This window comes from Microbulbifer variabilis (genome assembly GCF_052468405.1).
In genome coordinates this window covers 2,113,004-2,130,093 of the sequence record NZ_CP174343.1, presented here as the reverse complement: position 1 = coordinate 2,130,093, position 17,090 = coordinate 2,113,004, and the positions used below count along the sequence as shown (strand labels likewise).

Genomic DNA, 17,090 nt, shown 5'->3' with positions numbered 1-17,090 from the left:
CCATACCTGTCTATGGTTTCTACCCATTTCACCTCTTAAAACTGTCCGAAGTATTTTTAAAGAAAAGAAAAGCATAATCCTGGTTTAGATTAGGTTACATATGACTCTCCTGTATTTTTCAGTATAGAAGTGGTTTATAACTATATTTGCAACAAGAATAATTTAACTGTCTATGAAAAAAATTCACAAAAGCACTTTGCAACCCTTGATGAAGAAATTGAGTTTAATGAAGGGCGTCTATGGGGGAAATTAACTTTGTATCATCAACAGGGAATGCGAAACATAAGGAGTTTGGGGCAAAGGTTTTTAAGGATGGTGGCTTTAATGGTGAGTTTGACTGATTTATTTCATGTCTAGAGACCAAGTTAAATGATAAAAGGCTAACCTTTTTGCTTAAGCTAGTTAAAGAAGATGGTACAGCGTTTAAAATAAAGGATTTCCTAATTACCACTCTTGCTAAGTTAAGCCTAGCTCTATATAAATACAGTTATCTCGTTGATCTGCAAGGGAATACACCATGGCTCGCAACACGGTATAGTTTCAGAAGGGGATTGGTTTGACCAATTCCTCAACATGTACGGCAGCGAGGAACAGTGCTTCGATGCGCTGTCGTGATGGCGTTGGTCCAATGGCTTTAGTTGTCCTTACTGCGGATATGACAAGCATTGCGACCTCGCTTGTCGCAAGCTTAAGCAGTGTAACCAGTGTCGACGTCAGACATCGATTACCTCCCGTACGATTTTTGACTCCACGAAGCTTTCCCTCACCACCTGGTTTCTCGGTATCTTCCTGATTACTCAAGATAAGAAGGGTGTTTCCTGTTTGGAGCTATCTCGATATCTGGGTATCTCTTACAACGCAGCATGGCGTATGAAGCAGAAACTCATGCAAGTGATGATGGAGCGGGACTAGCGATACAAACTGTTCGGTTTTATTGAACTGGATGATGCCTATCTCGGTGGTGAGCGTGCTGGATGCAAGCCGGGGCGCGGAGCCAAGGGTAAAACTTCCTTTGTAGCTGCCGTTGAAACAACCAAGGAGGGACATCCAACCCGTATTAAGCTCTCAATTATTATGGGCTTCAAAAGCAGTGAAATTTCAACCTGGAGTAAAAATTCCCTTTGTAGTGGCAGCACAGTCATCTCAGATGGCTTTCCATGCTTCAATGCCATTAAGGAGGCCGGTTGTGTGCATGTAAAAAGTGTTTGTGGTGGTGGCCGAGCTTCTGTTGAAGAGCCTGAGTTCTATTGGGTAAATATGGTACTTGATGATTTAAAGAGTGCGCGGCGTAGTACTTACCATGCTATTAGGCCGAAATATGCACAGTGCTATTTGGCAGAATTTCAATATCGCTTTAATCGAAGGTTTGATTTATCGGCACTCATTCCAAGACGTGGTTTACGTCTCTCTTCGGACTTCACCGATGCCGGAAAGGTTGCTAAAAATTGGCTTAGCATAAGTGGTAATTAGGTAAACCTTTATAGAGAAAGTAGGGGGCAGGCCTCCTTTAGTACTTTTATTGAGATATATGCTTCAATGCGTAGTTTATCGCTTAAGAGAGTGTTCGTCGTTGATGGGTAAGATCATAAAAGATGTCACATTTAGAAATGGTGAAAAAGCTACCATGTTCAAGCATGCCAATGGATATTGGCATTGTCCTGTATGTGGTAGTCCTGAGCTGGGATCTCCTGCTTACTTAGAGGATGGTAGTGGCTCTTTTCAAATATGTAGCTGCGGCTTTGAGTTTGGTTTCGACGATGAACCATCGGCATCCGGTGCAAAAATTGACTCTGTCATTGGTAATTGGGAAGTTAAAAGGCATCGTAAGTTACAATACTTATCCTCCAAGTCCGATCAATATAAAGAACTGTTAACAAATTTGAGGTGTATCGGTATTGAGCTAAACACATAGTAAAAGCATGTACCTGACCCCCTGTTGGGTGATTACGGCGTTGTGTGTTTTAACTGGTCTTACATTTCATCTAAAACAGAAAGTGGAGAAGACCTTTAACGTTTGTGTTCAGTAACTCGAAACGAGCTATGCAGCCTATCGAACCAATAGTTGAATACATAGGTATATATCACGATGTAAATCACCATGACTATCTCAAGCATAAATGCTTCTAGGATAGTCAGATTAAAGCCCCAGGCGATTACTGGCAACGTCAGTACCAACATACCCCCTTCAAACAATAACGCATGCATGGCTCTAACGATAAATGTCTTCTCCGGGTTTTTACGTATATTCAATAAGTACCAGTCAAAAGCGTGATTGAAAACCATATTCCAGACCAGCGCAAACAGTGATAGTCCAGCCGCAAGTACTAGCGATTGGTGTACCTCCAGATCAAACACTGGCACCACCAGTAAGCCACCTGTCAGCAGCAGAAAAAACTCGTAGGAAACCGCATGGAATAAACGATTCTTCAATGATTTAGTCATCAGCCATACTCACTCTGGTTGAGAAAATATGCCTGAATGATATATAGTTATTTTAGGTGGGATAAGTTAGATACTATACCTTAAACAGATAGGTTGGGCGCGTGGCAGTTTCTATTGAGCAACTGGAAGCATTTGTAGCAACCGAGCAGGCTGGCTCGTTCTCAGCGGCTGCACGTAAATGTGGAAAGGCACAGTCGGTAATCAGCTCACTGGTATCGAATCTGGAGGTTGACTTGGGAGTCAATCTATTTGATCGAAGTCAACGATACCCGCGATTGACGGACGCGGGTCAGTCACTTCTGGAACGCGCACGGAGTCTTATCGAGCAACGCGAGCGTTTGATGGCGATCGCACAGGGTTTGTCTCTGGATGTTGAGGCCCGGTTGACGTTGGCTATTGCCCAGCATGTTCGTATTAAAAATCTGGGTGGACTCTTTCAAGGGTTTCAGACCAAATATCCACATGTTCAAATTACGCTCAGAGCGGGAAGTGTTCAGGATGTACAGACCTGGGTCGAACGGGATGTGGCCCAACTCGGGATTATTACGCAGCAAGAAGATGTGCCCACTGGGTACGATTTCAGAGCCCTGGGCCATCTGAAGCTCACTGGCGTCGCCTGTGCTGAGCACCCGATAGCACAACTTACTGAAGTAACCTGGGAAGACCTGAAACAATACCGACAAATCTTATTGCAGGAGTTTGAGATATCCAGCCAAACTCGCTGGCTGGTGTCTCCCGACGTGTGGAGTGTGTCACGTGTCGATGATGCACTTGATCTTGTCAACGCCAATTTGGGCTGGGCAGTATTGCCACTACACGTGGTTGCGAAAGGGATAGCGGCGAAAAAACTGATGCAGCTCCCGCTAGTATTTGAGCAGGAGAAAGAGTTGTCACACGGTGTAGATATTATCTGGTCCAGTAAGCGTCCACTGGGTCCTGCAGCCACTGACTTGATGAAGCGGTTGAGCACAGAGGACGCAATACTGAACAAGGATCAGTCGCTATGAAGCGTTTGACAGACCTCGGGCAAAATCTGTGATAGTTGTATCTGGCTTACCTAACACCTGCCAAGTTTTTTGACTCACTGGTTGCTCCTTTAGCTGTTCTACGTAAGTCAGCATATGTTCCATAAATACTGCCTGCTCCTCGGGCAGGCCCATTTCTGCAATGGCCGCGATAGGGTGAACGGCAATTTCTGTTCCCGGAGAATATGCCTCTACAAACGTTCTGGCCGCCTCTGGTAAAGACATCCCCTCAGTACCCTGAACTGAAAAACTCTGGTTGTAGGCCATCTCATTACCGATAGCATTACCGATCATCTCTGCCAGATCTGTTGTATTGGTGTAGTAGATAGGGTGGACATGATCGCCGATGATAGAAAATTGACCGTTCTCTATAAATGTGGGGAAAGAGTCCAGGAAGAACGAGCAGAAGAAGAAGGTGAAATCAATGCCCGAACTTTTAATGGCCTCTATCCCTGGCTTACGGATTACATTGGTCTTGTACTCAAGCCCCTTGTCCGCAAACTCTGGGTGGAGATAATCAATACCAGCAATCTGCATGATGTGTTGCACACCATTGATCTTTGCAGCCTCCACGATATTAATCACACCTTCACGCTCACTATGAAAGGGTAAAGTCGGGTCGAGTGACGTGGTATTCAGGGTGATATAAAGTGTTTTGGTACCAACTAGTGCAGACACCAGGCTCTCTTTATCCGAGACATCTGCTTCGACAAGCTGGATACTCTCTGGGAGGATAGTGCGAGCACTAATTATGTCCCTCACGATCGCAGTTACCTGGACACCTTTATTATCCAGTTTTCGTGCTACCTGACGACCTAAATGGCCTGTGGCGCCAATAATCGTAATAGTTTTCTGCATGGTTCAACCTTTAAAGCAATGAATGAGGTAGCCCATACTTTGCCCAAGAGATAGAAACTCTTACAGTTATGTTCCATCTATCAAATAGATACTACAGCAGGTTTCATTGCATAAATGTATCTAAGCGACCGAACATGATGTATGGGGTAATTAACCTAGGGTGGCTTATGACTGACTGTTTATTTGTGCAGATTATTGAAGTATCGTCTGCATCGACTTTGTATTTTTTGAAACCGCCGTCTGAGAATATGGCCATCCAATTCTGGATAAGGGTATCAACCGATAGATGGATACCGTGGGTATCGAAAACTTTATCTCAGTCCCTTACACCGAGGGCCCGAAGCTTTCATCCAGTCTGGAACAACACGTTAAAGAGTACGGCGTAGATATTATTACCGACCAACGTGCAGCCAATTTACAGCGCAACGAGCTGGTGGATATAGAACTGCAAAGCGGCGCCACCCTATCCAGTCGCTCAGTCATACTGGCCACAGGAGCCCGCTGGAGAGAACTCGGCGTGCCGGGTGAAGCGGAATACTGCACTAAGGGCGTAGCCTACTGCCCCCACTGCGACGGTCCTTTCTTTAAAGGCAGGCGTCTAGCGGTAATTGGCGGTGGTAACTCCGGTATTGAGGCTGCCATCGACCTGGCCAGAATTGTCGAGTATGTCACCGTATTGGAATTTGCCGACAAGCTGCGAGTAGATGACGTTTTAGTGCGCAAAGCTCAGCAGATGGATAACATTATCGTCAACTCGCAAACCACTGAAGTCCTAGGCGATGGTAACTAGGTAAATGGACTCGCCTACACCGATCGTGAATCTGGAAAAAATAAAAAACTCGATCTGGCAGGAATCTTTGTGCAAATTGGGTTGGTACCCAATACAGAGTTTCTCAAGGAAACCGATGTTGAAATGAATCGCATGGGAGAGATCGTTATCAACGAGCGTGGCGCAACATCTGTACCCGGCGTCTACGCTGCCGGCGATGCCACGGCGCAGGTGCCACAGCAGCATTGGGCGCGTTTGATTACCTGATCCGCTCCTCAGTGGAATAAAAATAGGTACTTCTCAAGGCCGGTCTTAGACCGGCCTTTTTTACTTATGTACTGCACGAAATATGCCGCCATTCCAGCCCCTCTTTAGAATTGGTAGTCAAGGTCAATGGGATTCTTTAGTTCTTTTCCTGCCTCGCAACCTCTCCTTTATCCCACCGACACTCCCTGTTCATTTTGGCCTGCGGAGCTTAAACATTATCGCCGTAAATAACCTTTCAATTTCTCAATAAATAGCAACAAATCACGACAATATAAAACAACCACTATAGAGAAGCCCTAGTATTAGCCGAGAATACTATCGAAGCCCATACTTCACTATCGAAACTGGAAAAATAATCTATTTTAAGTCCAGTGATAGTAGGCCATAAAGCGCCTAAGGGCTGAGAGAGAAGACAAATAAGATAACGGTGAATTTAGCGTATTATGAACTACGAAGCCCAATACCATAGAAAATTGACCACAGCCGATAATGCCATATCCGCAATACCCAGCGAAAGTATCATCTCTATGGGCATGCGTGTAGCCACACCACCGGCCTTACTAAAAGCTTTAGAAAATCGAGTTCGAGCAGACGACATAAAGAAGCTCAAGGTGTACTACATGCGCTGCGGTGGCATCGCAATGAAAACTATTTTTCAGGAAGATTTACTCGACCGCGTTAGACCTTTTTCGTCCATGCTCACCAAAGACGAGGTCAAGCTCGCCAAGAAAGGTTTCGCTGAGGGTAAAAAATATATTAACTATGTGCCTATTTCCTTCAGTCGCTACCCTGAAATCATTAAAAAGCAAGTTAATTTGGATGCCTTTCTCGTTACCGTATCCCCAATGGATAAATATGGATACTTCAACTTTGGCACTAGCGGGGATTATGCGATTGAGCTATCCAGGCACGCGGAGCGATTGATTGTTGAAGTTAATAAAAATATGCCGAGAACTTCTGGGCAAACATTACTTCATATTAACGAAGTGGATGCAATCATAGAAAACGACACCCCATTAATCGAAGAGCTACAAAGAGAAACCTCTGAACTGGATAAAAAGATAAGCGATTATATTGCGCCACTAATACCTGATGGTTCCACCATTCAAATGGGGATTGGTGGTGTTCCCAATGCTGTATGTGAGCAATTGGTTGGTAAGAAAGATCTTGGGATACATACTGAGGTTATCACCTCGGGCATGATAAACCTGATCAAATCTGGCGCTGTTAATAATTCACGAAAAACGCTTAATACCCATCTCAATGTTTTCACCTTTGCAATAGGTGACAGGGTACTGTATGACTTTATTGATGAAAATCCTTCAATGGCCTGCCTCCCAGTCTCTTACGTCAATGAACCACAAACTATTGCCCTTATTGACAATATGATCTCGGTCAACTCCTTTATTGAGATCGATTTCAATGGTCAGGTAAACGCAGAATTCACTGACCATCAATTCTCAGGAGTGGGTGGACAACTGGATTTCATTAGAGGTGTCTATTACTCGAAAAACGGTAAGACCATATTGGCAAGCAGTTCTACAGCACAGGGCGGAAAAATTTCTCGAGTGGTACCGCGATTAAATACAATCACAACAGATTCCAGGCTTGATGTTGATTATGTAGTTACTGAATACGGCTGCTGCCAGCTGATGGGGAAATCAACCACAGAACGTACCCATGCCCTAATTAATATTGCACACCCAGACTTTAGGGAAAGCCTGCTAAAAGAAGCTAAAGAGCACAATTTTATCTAACTAACCCTATGATCAACCTACACATTCATCCTGCACTGCTTTTCACGCCAGGTAATAAACCCAATCTTTTTCAGAAAGCCGCAGAAGTAGAAGCCAGTGCCGTTATTATTGATCTCGAAGATAGTGTACCCAAAAGTGACAAGCAATTAGCCCGAGACAATGCATTTCAATATCTTTCCAAGAACACCAGCCACACCACAGCCAATATTATTCGAATCAACCACCTAACAAGCAATGAAGGGCTAAAAGACATACTTGCTATTACTAGAGCCAAATTACAGATCGATGCTGTACTTTACCCCAAGACAGAGTCCCCTAATGATATTCAGCAGCTTAGTGAACTTCTCTCTCAAACTTATGAGGACTTAGCAATAATTGCCTTAATCGAAACAGCCAATGGAACAATTAACGTCCACAATATTGTTAATAACAGCCCACATAAACTGCAGGCCTTGATGTTTGGTGCTGCAGACTACGCCAACGACCTGAACTGTGATAACTCCATTAACGCCCTGAGTTCTGCTCGCAGTAAAATCGTAGAAGCATCAGCGACAAAGAATCTGGCCTGCTATGACTCACCTTATTTTGATTTCAATAATGAAGGTGGGCTACTGAAAGAGCTGAATATCGTTAAGGCAATGGGATTCAATGGCAAAGCCGCTATCCACCCCAAACAAATCTCAGCAATCAAGTCTTCTTTCAAGCCTACTCAAGAAGAGTATGAAAAAGCAGAAAAAATCGTAGAGATTTATAACAATTCAAAGGGCAAGACCTGTCAATACCAGGGTGAAATGATTGATGTACCTGTCTATTCCAAAGCAAAGCAAATCATCTCTATCTTCAACAAATTAAACTGAAGCCGTAAGGGAAATGGTAGTCATGCAATTCCAACCCTATAAAAAAATCAACGATAACCGCTATCGGGAAGACTTTGGATTTTACTTCGAAGACTTCACAGAGGGTATGCTCATTGAGCATCGTCCAGGTAGGACATTGACTCGAACAGACAATACCTGGATGACGTTACTTACAATGAATACGGCACAATTGCATTTTGACGCACACTATGCACAAAACACTGAATGGAAGTTACCGCTAGTAGATAGCACTCTAACCCTGGCGATTGTAACTGGAATGACCGTAAACACTATCAGTAAGAAGGTAGTAGCTAATTTAGAATGGGATAAGGTAAAGCTACTAAAACCTGTTTTTGAGGGGGACACCATCTACGCTGAGAGTGAAATCCTATCTAAACGGGAATCACGTTCCCGCCCTACTCAGGGAATAGTGACGGTTGAAACTCGTGGCTTCAATCAAGATGGTGAACTATTTATGAGTTTTCTGAGAACAGTATTGGTGTACAAGAAAGGACACTCACCAACTTACGGCATTTAGGGGGCCTCTTAATAACGCCGTAATTTCAATTACTTTCAGAGCTGCTCACAATCAAGACAAAGCTTTGTAGGAATATCTAGACCTTTCCATAAGTCGCAACGCAGGATGCCAATCGCTCTAAAACTCTGTAGTGCGAACCTTGAAGGCCGCATGTGCTGTGTACTTAACGGCTATCTGCACCGAAGCCCCTCCAGCCTATCGAACAAAAAACCAGAAACAAGGGCCACTCCACCAAGCCCCTGCCTAGCCTACAAAGAAGCGACAGGTATGCCTCAAAACCAATGGTACTATAGAATCAGCTTATGCATGCGCAGGGTCTAGCCACTCACCATCTTTCTTTACCGCCCATCAATCATAAAGTAAGCGATCTTATTAGATCGTAGGTGAGGGTTTTATTTAAAGTGCCGGGCTAGCACAGCTGAATGCCAAGTCATGGACACCTTAAAGGGTTGTGCTATCAACAGACAAATATGGTGGCATTCGACAGAGGTCCACCTTCTTGCGGACAGCGCCGTTATATCATGCGGCTGCGGCCATCCCAACTTTATCAAGTTGGATATTCCAGGGTAGCAGCGCCTCATAATCCTCAACGGAAAAGCGTGAAAATTGAGTTTTTCTGGTTCTTTTTGCTGAGTAAAGTCCAACCCAGAAAGCAGACACTGTAGCTGTGAAATCGACAACTTTATGGAATCATTTGAAATGCCAGGAAAGATAAACCTCGACTTCTCATTTCGCTTATAAAGGAGCCAGAATCCTTTATCTTCCCAGTAGAGTATACGAATTTATCGGCCTCTTTTTTGCGAAAGATAAAGAGCTGACCGGATGTCGGATCTTTGTGTAACGTATCAGCCACCAGCAGCACAATACCATCCATCTGCTTGCGAAAATCGATCGGCTGACGGTAAAACCAGACTTTGCTGTTAAACGGTAGCCACATCGTATTTACAGGTCCATAAGGCCAGGGATTTGCGCCAACAACACCAGGCTATTGATCACCAGCTTTATGCCATTAGGGAACTCTAATATACCCCGGTTTCCCGTAGTAGCTGTGGAAGACTTGATATCCACGGGAACAAAGTCAGAGGTATCAGAGACCGCAGTTTGTTCAGTTAGTTTTTGGTACCAGTAGAGGAACTGGCTGTAGTTTAGGTTGTGCTTACGGGTATAAGCGCGCTTGGATTGAGAGCTTCTCTCGTGGGCCCTGACATGGGTTTGCCACTGCTGCTGATTCATAGGGCCTTCCCCCGAAGTTGATGGAGGGGGTATCATGGCAAGCCCGTCAGAGCAAGTTGAATAATGTGGTTCATGTACCGCTTACGTACTATCTATCAAATAGATACTACAGCAGGGCCTTCTAGTGCCTGCTTTTTGTTCATGTTTGACGCGCACGTAGATCCCTCCTCGATGGACGACAAGGGATTTGGGGTGGAAGGCATATCTTTACTTGATTTCCTGTCACCTCCAGCAATGTGTGAGAGGAATTCGTAACAATTTTTTGGTTTTTGCCAGTTCGGTGCTTGTGGGTAAACTCATTGCTTTCTACTGGTGCTCAAGCCGTGGGGGTATTCCTTAGCAGGGCACTAAGTGACTTTTTTTTGGGTGGGAAGTCGGTGGGTGCAGGGGAGGGTAAGAGTGACTTTTTATCTAAATCTTCCAAAATAGGCAAGTAAGATGGTTTCGCCTTGGTCCGTATATCAGAATTGAAAAGCAGCTTTTCTTATTTCTTGAGGATAAGCAATAACTCATTGACTCATAATGCATTTCTAAAAATATACAGAGCAAAGAAAGTACAGAAATATAAAGAGGTTGCTCTATATCTTTATTTGACATACGTATCGGTTAAAGGTGGTTTCTTGACTCTTTGCATCTTTTTGTGTTGTAGGGTATATGAGCTTTAGAATTACAGAGAAGCATGATATACAGATGTAGCTTTTGAATTAATCGGTAAAGGTATCCGATCGTGTGGTTTTTAAAATTGTCAAGTAAACGCAAGGCCATACGGATCTTCAAAAGGGATTTAAGGCGTAAATTATCAAATGATTGGGGGAATAAGAGAAAGTATTTAGCCTCTGAGGTGGCTAATAGTGTTCAAAACCACTATCCCAAACTGACTAAGTATCAAATGTACGCAATATACATGTGGTCAGATAAAAAGCAGTTTGATAAATATTGTACAGAATCTGGCGTAAGTCTTAGCTCAATCGAGGCCAGGAAAGAAATTAATTCTGTTGTGATTTCTATGAATAGAAGTGATTCATCCCTAGTAGAATCCAATTGTAGCAACGAATTTTCTGACTCAGGAGGTTCGGATTGAACTCACGTTTAAAACGAAAAAGCATACGGTGGAAAAACCGTTGCTTCGATTTGATTTTACTGTAAGTGCTTTAGGCGTCAAAAATCCTGGGTTCGGAGAGAGAATTAGTGGAAGAAGTAATAGGCGGTGTATTTAGATTTCTCGGTCGATTTATTGTTGAGACTATATTTACAATCATTGTCGAGGTCATGTTCCATTTCCCTGGCAATCTAATTTGTAAACCTTTCACAAAGAAAGGGAGAGAGCCAAATGGGTTTCTGGTGGTGATTGTCAGTATTTCATTTTGGTTGTTAGTAGCTGGATTAGCCTACACAGCGTACTTCCTTCTTTCTGGTGAGCCCGGTGCCTAACAAGCACAAGTAGTATGCTATGGCTCTTCGGGCCTTTTTGGAACAACTTGCTTTATGTACATTTTGTACAGTTTACTCAAGAAAAGGCTGGAGCAGAGCGTGGAGATATGTATCTCGTTGCCAAATAAAGTTTAACTTCTACAGAGGGGGGTAGGGCCTTCTTCCTTAGGGAGCCTGACCTGAACGACCACCATTGCCTAATTTTTGTTCGCTTTTAATGTAGACATTGATCCCTCAACTGGTGGAGTGAATGCCCATCTTTACTTGATCACCTTTCTCTTTCAGTACTGCAATCGAGACGATTGTCTCAATTCTTAGTTTTTCACCTGTTAGATGTTTTATCGTCAACATGCTTGTTTACAGTAAAAATTCACGCATGTGGGTAGGATCATTCCTTGATGTGGAAGCTTGGTAAATGATAAATAGCAAAGGCGAGGTACGGAGACAATGTATAGAATAAAAAATGTGAATTCTAGGCAGCTGTAGCTCAGTGAGTTGATTTGAGCTACTGACTTTTCGCCTTGTAGGGCTGACGAGCTTTAGAGTTGTGGAGAAGCGTGATATATAGATGTTACTTTTGAATTGACAGTTAACTTTTAAGTCGTATGAATCTTATTCTTGAAGGAACAGATCAGGTAAAGTTCTTCACGAACATAAAGGAAGTTTTCTCTGCCCTCAATATTTCATGCCATGACTATGATTGGTTTGTCAGCGACATAGAAACTAACGATTTGGTTATATCAGAGGGTTGGCACTCTGGATTTGAGCTAGAAAAAACAATAACTAGCAATGATGTCCAGTTCATTTGGGCAGTATTCAGCGCTTTTCCTATCGGCACCCGATTTGCGGTTGCTGAACCACCGTACGTTGATGGAAACTCTAATTACTGGAATGCCTCTGAACCAAAACCTCAGTTAGAAAAGCTATTTTTGAAATAGCCTGCTGGGACAGCAGTGCCACAATATTAATAGGGATAAATCCAGCGATGGCTGAGAATTTCAAATCAATATACACAGATACGATAGAGCTAAAGTATGCGGCAAGGTAAGGAGGTTGCTAGGCTTAGGCATGGCGAGAAAGTAAACGCTACGTTTTAGCTTTACTCATGCTATGTGTGTGAAATTTAGAGGATATAAAGTTGAATGAATTAGCAGAAGGTTCTTGCAATTGCGGAGCCGTAAATTTCAGAATTAGCGTAATCCCCGAAGATGTATATATATGTCATTGCTCTATTTGTCGTAAAGCTACAGGCGGAGGCGGAATAGCCGTAACGGTGATTCCTAATGAAAGTTTTGAGTGGGCTTCTGGTCAAGACCATATAAAAACATGGATAAAGCCAAATCATGATTGGCAAACAAGTTTTTGCTCAGAATGTGGATCATCCTTACCTGGGAAGAACGATGATAAGGCTATGTACATTCCTGTAAGCTTGCTTGACACTGGCTTTGAGAGGCTAAAAGTAAAGCAGCATTTATTTTTGGATTCAAAAGCAGTTTGGGAAGAGGTTGATGAAAACAGCTCCGCCTAACAAATTGCTGCTTTATTCGACAATACTTCGCGCACTTTGTGCAGTACGCTAAGCTAACACAAAGCAGCGTCATTTAGATGGCAGCAATACACTAGGCAAACCCATGAAAAGAATTCTTATACTGCTAATTGTCATTGAATGCTCACTTTTGGGTTGTGCTTCCAAAGTGCAGAAATATCCTGAAGTGGAAAAAGAAGAGCTTTCACCAGCAGTGATTGTTGCTGTTCCTTTAAAGGGTAGATACTTGCAGCAGTTTGAAGAGTGCACGAAGGAGAATGTTGTATGCCTCGATCCTCCGCCACAAGTAATTAGTTATGTGGTTATTGATCAAATCTATGGAGAAGAGTTGCCGCAAAGAATTGAGGTGGCAACAACAGGGCATTTTGGGCTACAGAGCTTTGATTTCAGGTCACACAAACCTGAAATCATACTTATTGACTCCCAGTCGAATTCACATATATTACCTAGATATCACCGTATGCCATTAGCCAAGCTTATTAACGGCGACCTTGCAATTCCAGTGTACGAAAAGGAAGACCTATGGTGGTTTCCTTGCTCTATTTATGAACAGATAAGGCCATTAAAATACCAGGAAAAAGATCGAGAGCTAGCTGTACCAATAGAGGATACGTATCCTAAGATTCGAGAATCAAAATATGTAAGACTTGAGGAAGGATTCTATTTTCCTACTCACGGTGTAGCGATCTCTAGCTTAAAAACTTATCTCGAAACCAATAAGTTTGAATTTAGAGAATTTAAGTGTGAGAGTGTCTAATAGTTGCTAAGGAATTTAAGACCGAGATCTCGTTGGCCCGCTAAGTGCACGGTAGCTGGATAAGAATATATTAATTGTAACTTACTATGAAGCGAATATCTATTGGAATTATAATCTTGTCGTTATTGAGTATCGCTTACTCATTTTCTATTCCTGCATATACCAATGAGGAAGAGTATCACAGAAAGTATATGGCACTTGATTGGCAGGAACTAGGTGGTAGAAATGCGTCAAATCAGTTTTATAATTTACGAAACGAGTATCTTTCTCCTAAATACCGGTATCAAGATTACGGGTTTACTTTTCTTATACTAGGTATAGCTATTTTTACTCTTTTTAGAAAGGGAAAACTAATTAATGCACCATCTTCTAAAGGAAGAATAGCGATAATTGGTTTTTGTGCGGCTACCCTAACCGTAGGAGCGAGTGTTGGTGATATCTTCCTTGAATTTTATCGTGGTTCATATCCTTGGTGGGCTGACTCGATAGGAATACCGCTTATGAGTATCCCTTTCCTGGCAATTATATTGTTTGGCTGGGCATTACTTAACTTACTAGCCATGAATGGCAAATTTAAAGTGGGCGGAATAATTTCATTCAAGAAAATTAAAGGGTCTAATTATTTTTACTTGTTCTTGTTGGTTATAACTGCGGTCATCGTAGCTCTGTGCGTCGCTGAAGCTTACTTTTGGATGGTTCTACCCAGCTTATTGTGGTTATATTTTTACGCTTCACTATGGGCAGGGAGACATGCGGCTAACAAGTTAAATCAGTAGGACGCCGAAATCAGATTCTCAACTTAAATAAGTTAGTACGATAACCGCGGCGTAAAATACCGTTGCCTAATAAGGTGGATCTTCTATCGAGGTTGGGGCTCTGCTGAGGCCTCTTTCCTTTGAGAATCTGTCCTTAGCGCTTTCCACTGCATATTTTTGTTCTCTTTCGATGTGTACAATGATCTCTCACAATGAACTGAGTGGTATTAGAGAGCGTGGGTACCTATCTTTGCTTGGTTGTTACTGATGCTTAAGCTATGGGTGGGTATTTCTAGGTGGAGAAGCTTGTATAAGGATGGGGGCGCGGCAACTGTGGGAGCAGAATAGAAATATGCCGCGCTAGGTACCTTTAACTAGCTATCTCATTATTTTATACATTGAAAAGAGGCTGAATTAGATGAAAATAGATCTATCCGATGAAGAAATCTCTACGCTACGTGAGGTCACCAAACAGTTGGTGGTGAAGAAGCGCACTGGAGAAGTGGGTATAATGCATGGTATGAATCGCTTCGTTACGACGCGAGTGGTTCTAAAGAAGAAGGGCCGTGAGAATCTATCTTCAGCCTTTAAGAAGCTGGGTTTGGCTGATTTTCCTAAGGAGGTAGATGTGTAGTTCAAAGTAACACATAGTCTGATAGGTGCTCGTTCAGACCAAATCTCTATAAAGGAGGATTGGGTCGAGCCTCTTTCCATAGAAAACTCTCCTCACTGCCTGCTTTTTGCCCATTTCAATTACCAGTATCGATTTCTTCGAGGTGAACGGGAGGGCACGTGGAATCCAAGCTTTACTTGATTGCCTTTCACCTCCTGCAATGTGCTTGAGATATACGTCCCAATTCTTAGGTTTTCGCCGTTTCGACGCTTTATGGTCAAAATGCTTATTTCGTGCTGATTCTCAAGCCGAGTGTAGACATTCCTTGGTGGAGAAGCTTGGTAAGTGAAGCCCTTAGAGGAATGGGGTGGGTGAGGAGGTGGTAGGTCCAGAGTAAGAATATGCGAAGCTAGGCTTCTAGATCCAGCTGTCCCATGGTGTTTTATTTGAGTCTACTCTTCAGTCTGATAGCTCTTGCGGTTTATACTTTCAATTTAGTGAGTATCCAGAATTGCACTAATATGGAAGTAAAATTAGAAGCATTAATAGAGTTGCCAATATCAGATCAGGCTAACGATCTTAGGAAAGAATGCAGCTCGACTGCAAGAGACGAGCTACTTACAGTAAGTGGATATCGAGACTTGGTCGGATATTCAGCTGATCATCAATTTCATTCGTTAAGTAAGCTTAATGACAACAATTTGGCGCGCGCAATAGAGCTGCATATATCAGATTTTAAAGTCAAAGATTGTTGCGCGTTCTTTGGTGGCTTTGCTCTAGTTATAAATGGGGTAAATAAATTACTTCCCCAATGTTGTGGGACTATAGCTGATCTTGAGTCCTGGGTGCGCTTGAAGTCAGAGACCGATCTCTACATAGCCATTGAGGGGCATCCAAGTCCGCGTGCGTTTAGAAAGGGCGATAAAGTGATAATTGAGTGCATTGATGACGAACCATTCATCCCGGCCACAGATAGAAAAATTGAGGTTGATTATCAGGCTGTGTGTGAAGCGATAGGGATGGCGGAGTCAGAGATTACCATGGTGGCTAATCGTATAGATGGTTCGGCAAGCTCAATGGGGTTGCCAAAAAATACATCTATTCACTTGCTAAGAGAGATGGCGTAGGGCATGTAATAAGAAAATACAGCGGAACTGAAACTTCGCTGATTTGGGCATTATCAAGCCGTGAATTAGGTGCAACAGTTGAAGATGATGGAAGAGAAAGTTATTTTAGCAGTTAAGGACTTTGCGAACTCGATAAATTCGGGGAGTAAGGTTGTAGCTGATATGTCTGCACTAATTGATGTGACGGGTCAGTTATCTCTTTCCAGTTTTGACTATTGGGAGCGGTTTATACGCTCTGAGTTCTCTTCAGCATTAAGAGAATCCACGCCTTCCAAGTGGAAGCTTTGGTCAAAACCTAAGGAGCTAATAACTTGGCTTGACCTAATTAGTTGGGATGGTTACAAAAGAGAGAAAGCTCTACGAGCCCTTTCGGGAGGAGCGCCAAATACATTCTTTTTCTCGCTTGCCGTTCGTCGGCTGAATGATTGGGTGCCTCAAGTGCGTGAGGCTGCAAGAGAAAAGCTTCCTGAGATAGCAAAATTGACTGATCCAAAATACGTAGTTGAAGCACTGTGTATTGCACTATCAAATTGGAACTCTTGGGGCAGAATCAAAGAGGAAGACAAGCAGATTCTTCTTCAAATCATTTGTGAAAAAGATATAGCAGAGTCGCTTCGGCGTAAGTTAATTTCGTCAGCGTCTGGGCCTATGCCGTCACTCTTTTCCCAGCTTGGGCGCACCCTTATTCTTGATGAGAACCTAGAGGAAATCGCGAGACTAGCTGTTCAGCCTTCGGTTAGAGCTAAGGCATATCGTAGTTTTTTTGAAGGCCGTATTGTATGGATGGAGGGCCGGAAATGGGAATGGACAGATATACGCTATTGTGAAGGTAGGGTAAGGCCCATCGTAGGTGAACGAAAACTAGACATCAAGATCCCTATACTCGATTTTTTAGAATTATCATCTGATGATCGCTCGTCTATCGTTAGGCGAGTTTCAGCTGAGATTTTGATACGAGAGCTGGGTAAAATTGAAGCAGTTATTGCTAAGGAGTTAGCTAACAAGTTTGCTTCAGATAAGTCTCACCCTGTATCAGAAAGGGGTAAGTTTGCGAAAAGAAAATTAGAGGAAATGGCATCTGTCAGTGACTCTTAACGAGTGTATATTGATAGACT

The 17,090-nt window shown here is 43.0% G+C and carries 18 protein-coding genes and 3 pseudogenes; 16 read left to right on the top strand and 5 right to left on the bottom strand.

Annotated elements, in window-relative coordinates; all coding sequences use genetic code 11:
- Positions 1-550: 550 nt before the first annotated feature.
- A pseudogene (locus tag ACJJJB_RS09670) lies at positions 551-1,459 on the top strand (IS1595 family transposase).
- 114 nt (positions 1,460-1,573) lie between these two features.
- A complete protein-coding gene (locus ACJJJB_RS09665) occupies positions 1,574-1,912 on the top strand; it encodes a hypothetical protein (protein ID WP_444946647.1) in 339 nt (112 codons plus the stop codon).
- A 95-nt stretch (positions 1,913-2,007) separates the two neighbouring features.
- On the opposite strand, the gene ACJJJB_RS09660 is transcribed toward ACJJJB_RS09665, so the two are convergent.
- Positions 2,008-2,442, bottom strand: coding sequence for a PACE efflux transporter (locus ACJJJB_RS09660; RefSeq protein ID WP_445366151.1), 435 nt, complete (start codon positions 2,440-2,442; stop codon positions 2,008-2,010).
- Positions 2,443-2,543: 101 nt separating this feature from the next.
- Between ACJJJB_RS09660 and ACJJJB_RS09655 the strand changes: the two genes are divergently transcribed.
- Positions 2,544-3,449, top strand: a complete 906-nt coding sequence (locus ACJJJB_RS09655; protein WP_445366150.1) for a LysR family transcriptional regulator — start codon at positions 2,544-2,546, stop codon at positions 3,447-3,449.
- Here ACJJJB_RS09655 and ACJJJB_RS09650 read toward each other — a convergent pair.
- Positions 3,444-4,325 (bottom strand): SDR family oxidoreductase, encoded by an 882-nt coding sequence (locus tag ACJJJB_RS09650; RefSeq protein WP_444946650.1) that lies wholly within the window; start codon positions 4,323-4,325, stop codon positions 3,444-3,446. The genes ACJJJB_RS09655 and ACJJJB_RS09650 overlap by 6 nt on opposite strands.
- A gap of 286 nt (positions 4,326-4,611) precedes the next feature.
- On the opposite strand from ACJJJB_RS09650, the pseudogene ACJJJB_RS09645 reads away from it, so the two are divergent.
- The 4 genes and pseudogenes from ACJJJB_RS09645 to ACJJJB_RS09630 form a co-directional block, all read left to right on the top strand.
- A pseudogene (locus tag ACJJJB_RS09645) lies at positions 4,612-5,381 on the top strand (FAD-dependent oxidoreductase); the annotation flags it as partial.
- A 423-nt stretch (positions 5,382-5,804) separates the two neighbouring features.
- The gene (locus ACJJJB_RS09640) at positions 5,805-7,118 is read left to right on the top strand and encodes an acetyl-CoA hydrolase/transferase family protein (RefSeq protein ID WP_445366149.1); all 1,314 of its coding nucleotides are present in this window, start codon (positions 5,805-5,807) and stop codon (positions 7,116-7,118) included.
- A gap of 8 nt (positions 7,119-7,126) precedes the next feature.
- Positions 7,127-7,975, top strand: coding sequence for an HpcH/HpaI aldolase/citrate lyase family protein (locus ACJJJB_RS09635; protein ID WP_353376340.1), 849 nt, complete (start codon positions 7,127-7,129; stop codon positions 7,973-7,975).
- A 22-nt stretch (positions 7,976-7,997) separates the two neighbouring features.
- Entirely contained in the window at positions 7,998-8,513 is a 516-nt protein-coding gene (locus tag ACJJJB_RS09630) for a MaoC/PaaZ C-terminal domain-containing protein (protein ID WP_445366148.1), read from the top strand.
- Between the two features lie 392 nt (positions 8,514-8,905).
- Here the strand turns inward: ACJJJB_RS09630 and tnpB are convergent.
- Positions 8,906-9,450: pseudogene (gene tnpB / locus ACJJJB_RS09625) on the bottom strand (IS66 family insertion sequence element accessory protein TnpB).
- 5 nt (positions 9,451-9,455) lie between these two features.
- Positions 9,456-9,746 carry an IS66 family insertion sequence element accessory protein TnpA gene (gene tnpA / locus ACJJJB_RS09620; protein ID WP_445366147.1) on the bottom strand — a complete coding sequence of 97 codons (291 nt, stop codon included), beginning with the start codon at positions 9,744-9,746 and terminating at the stop codon, positions 9,456-9,458.
- Positions 9,747-10,473: 727 nt separating this feature from the next.
- On the opposite strand from tnpA, the gene ACJJJB_RS22160 reads away from it, so the two are divergent.
- From ACJJJB_RS22160 to ACJJJB_RS09590, 7 genes are all read left to right on the top strand, one after another.
- Positions 10,474-10,827, top strand: coding sequence for a DUF6559 family protein (locus ACJJJB_RS22160; protein WP_507021919.1), 354 nt, complete (start codon positions 10,474-10,476; stop codon positions 10,825-10,827).
- Positions 10,828-10,934: 107 nt separating this feature from the next.
- Positions 10,935-11,177, top strand: a complete 243-nt coding sequence (locus ACJJJB_RS09615) for a hypothetical protein (RefSeq protein WP_444933043.1) — start codon at positions 10,935-10,937, stop codon at positions 11,175-11,177.
- Between the two features lie 605 nt (positions 11,178-11,782).
- Positions 11,783-12,115 (top strand): hypothetical protein, encoded by a 333-nt coding sequence (locus ACJJJB_RS09610; protein ID WP_445366146.1) that lies wholly within the window; start codon positions 11,783-11,785, stop codon positions 12,113-12,115.
- A 200-nt stretch (positions 12,116-12,315) separates the two neighbouring features.
- A complete protein-coding gene (locus ACJJJB_RS09605; RefSeq protein ID WP_445366145.1) occupies positions 12,316-12,705 on the top strand; it encodes a GFA family protein in 390 nt (129 codons plus the stop codon).
- 103 nt (positions 12,706-12,808) lie between these two features.
- Positions 12,809-13,480 carry a hypothetical protein gene (locus tag ACJJJB_RS09600; protein ID WP_445366144.1) on the top strand — a complete coding sequence of 224 codons (672 nt, stop codon included), beginning with the start codon at positions 12,809-12,811 and terminating at the stop codon, positions 13,478-13,480.
- Between the two features lie 116 nt (positions 13,481-13,596).
- Positions 13,597-14,256 carry a hypothetical protein gene (locus tag ACJJJB_RS09595; RefSeq protein ID WP_445366143.1) on the top strand — a complete coding sequence of 220 codons (660 nt, stop codon included), beginning with the start codon at positions 13,597-13,599 and terminating at the stop codon, positions 14,254-14,256.
- A gap of 397 nt (positions 14,257-14,653) precedes the next feature.
- Positions 14,654-14,869 carry a hypothetical protein gene (locus tag ACJJJB_RS09590; protein WP_445366142.1) on the top strand — a complete coding sequence of 72 codons (216 nt, stop codon included), beginning with the start codon at positions 14,654-14,656 and terminating at the stop codon, positions 14,867-14,869.
- A 119-nt stretch (positions 14,870-14,988) separates the two neighbouring features.
- Here ACJJJB_RS09590 and ACJJJB_RS09585 read toward each other — a convergent pair whose 3' ends face one another.
- Positions 14,989-15,129: a carbon storage regulator gene (locus ACJJJB_RS09585; RefSeq protein ID WP_445366141.1), complete on the bottom strand. Its 141-nt coding sequence runs from the start codon at positions 15,127-15,129 to the stop codon at positions 14,989-14,991.
- 240 nt (positions 15,130-15,369) lie between these two features.
- On the opposite strand from ACJJJB_RS09585, the gene ACJJJB_RS09580 reads away from it, so the two are divergent.
- Both ACJJJB_RS09580 and ACJJJB_RS09575 read left to right on the top strand, forming a co-directional pair.
- Positions 15,370-15,975: a hypothetical protein gene (locus tag ACJJJB_RS09580; RefSeq protein WP_445366140.1), complete on the top strand. Its 606-nt coding sequence runs from the start codon at positions 15,370-15,372 to the stop codon at positions 15,973-15,975.
- 84 nt (positions 15,976-16,059) lie between these two features.
- Complete coding sequence (locus ACJJJB_RS09575; RefSeq protein WP_445366272.1) at positions 16,060-17,070, top strand: hypothetical protein; 1,011 nt, start codon at positions 16,060-16,062, stop codon at positions 17,068-17,070.
- Positions 17,071-17,090: the final 20 nt, after the last annotated feature.

Excerpts from the sequence above, each read along its gene's own strand:
- ACJJJB_RS09665 (WP_444946647.1), top strand. The coding sequence starts at position 1,574 with ATGGGTAAGATCATAAAAGATGTCACATTTAGAAATGGTGAAAAAGCT.
- ACJJJB_RS09660 (WP_445366151.1), bottom strand. The coding sequence starts at position 2,442 with ATGACTAAATCATTGAAGAATCGTTTATTCCATGCGGTTTCCTACGAG.
- ACJJJB_RS09650 (WP_444946650.1), bottom strand. The coding sequence starts at position 4,325 with ATGCAGAAAACTATTACGATTATTGGCGCCACAGGCCATTTAGGTCGT.
- ACJJJB_RS09640 (WP_445366149.1), top strand. The coding sequence starts at position 5,805 with ATGAACTACGAAGCCCAATACCATAGAAAATTGACCACAGCCGATAAT.
- ACJJJB_RS09635 (WP_353376340.1), top strand. The coding sequence starts at position 7,127 with ATGATCAACCTACACATTCATCCTGCACTGCTTTTCACGCCAGGTAAT.
- ACJJJB_RS09630 (WP_445366148.1), top strand. The coding sequence starts at position 7,998 with ATGCAATTCCAACCCTATAAAAAAATCAACGATAACCGCTATCGGGAA.
- tnpA (WP_445366147.1), bottom strand. The coding sequence starts at position 9,746 with ATGAATCAGCAGCAGTGGCAAACCCATGTCAGGGCCCACGAGAGAAGC.
- ACJJJB_RS09610 (WP_445366146.1), top strand. The coding sequence starts at position 11,783 with ATGAATCTTATTCTTGAAGGAACAGATCAGGTAAAGTTCTTCACGAAC.
- ACJJJB_RS09600 (WP_445366144.1), top strand. The coding sequence starts at position 12,809 with ATGAAAAGAATTCTTATACTGCTAATTGTCATTGAATGCTCACTTTTG.
- ACJJJB_RS09590 (WP_445366142.1), top strand. The coding sequence starts at position 14,654 with ATGAAAATAGATCTATCCGATGAAGAAATCTCTACGCTACGTGAGGTC.
- ACJJJB_RS09580 (WP_445366140.1), top strand. The coding sequence starts at position 15,370 with ATGGAAGTAAAATTAGAAGCATTAATAGAGTTGCCAATATCAGATCAG.
- ACJJJB_RS09575 (WP_445366272.1), top strand. The coding sequence starts at position 16,060 with ATGATGGAAGAGAAAGTTATTTTAGCAGTTAAGGACTTTGCGAACTCG.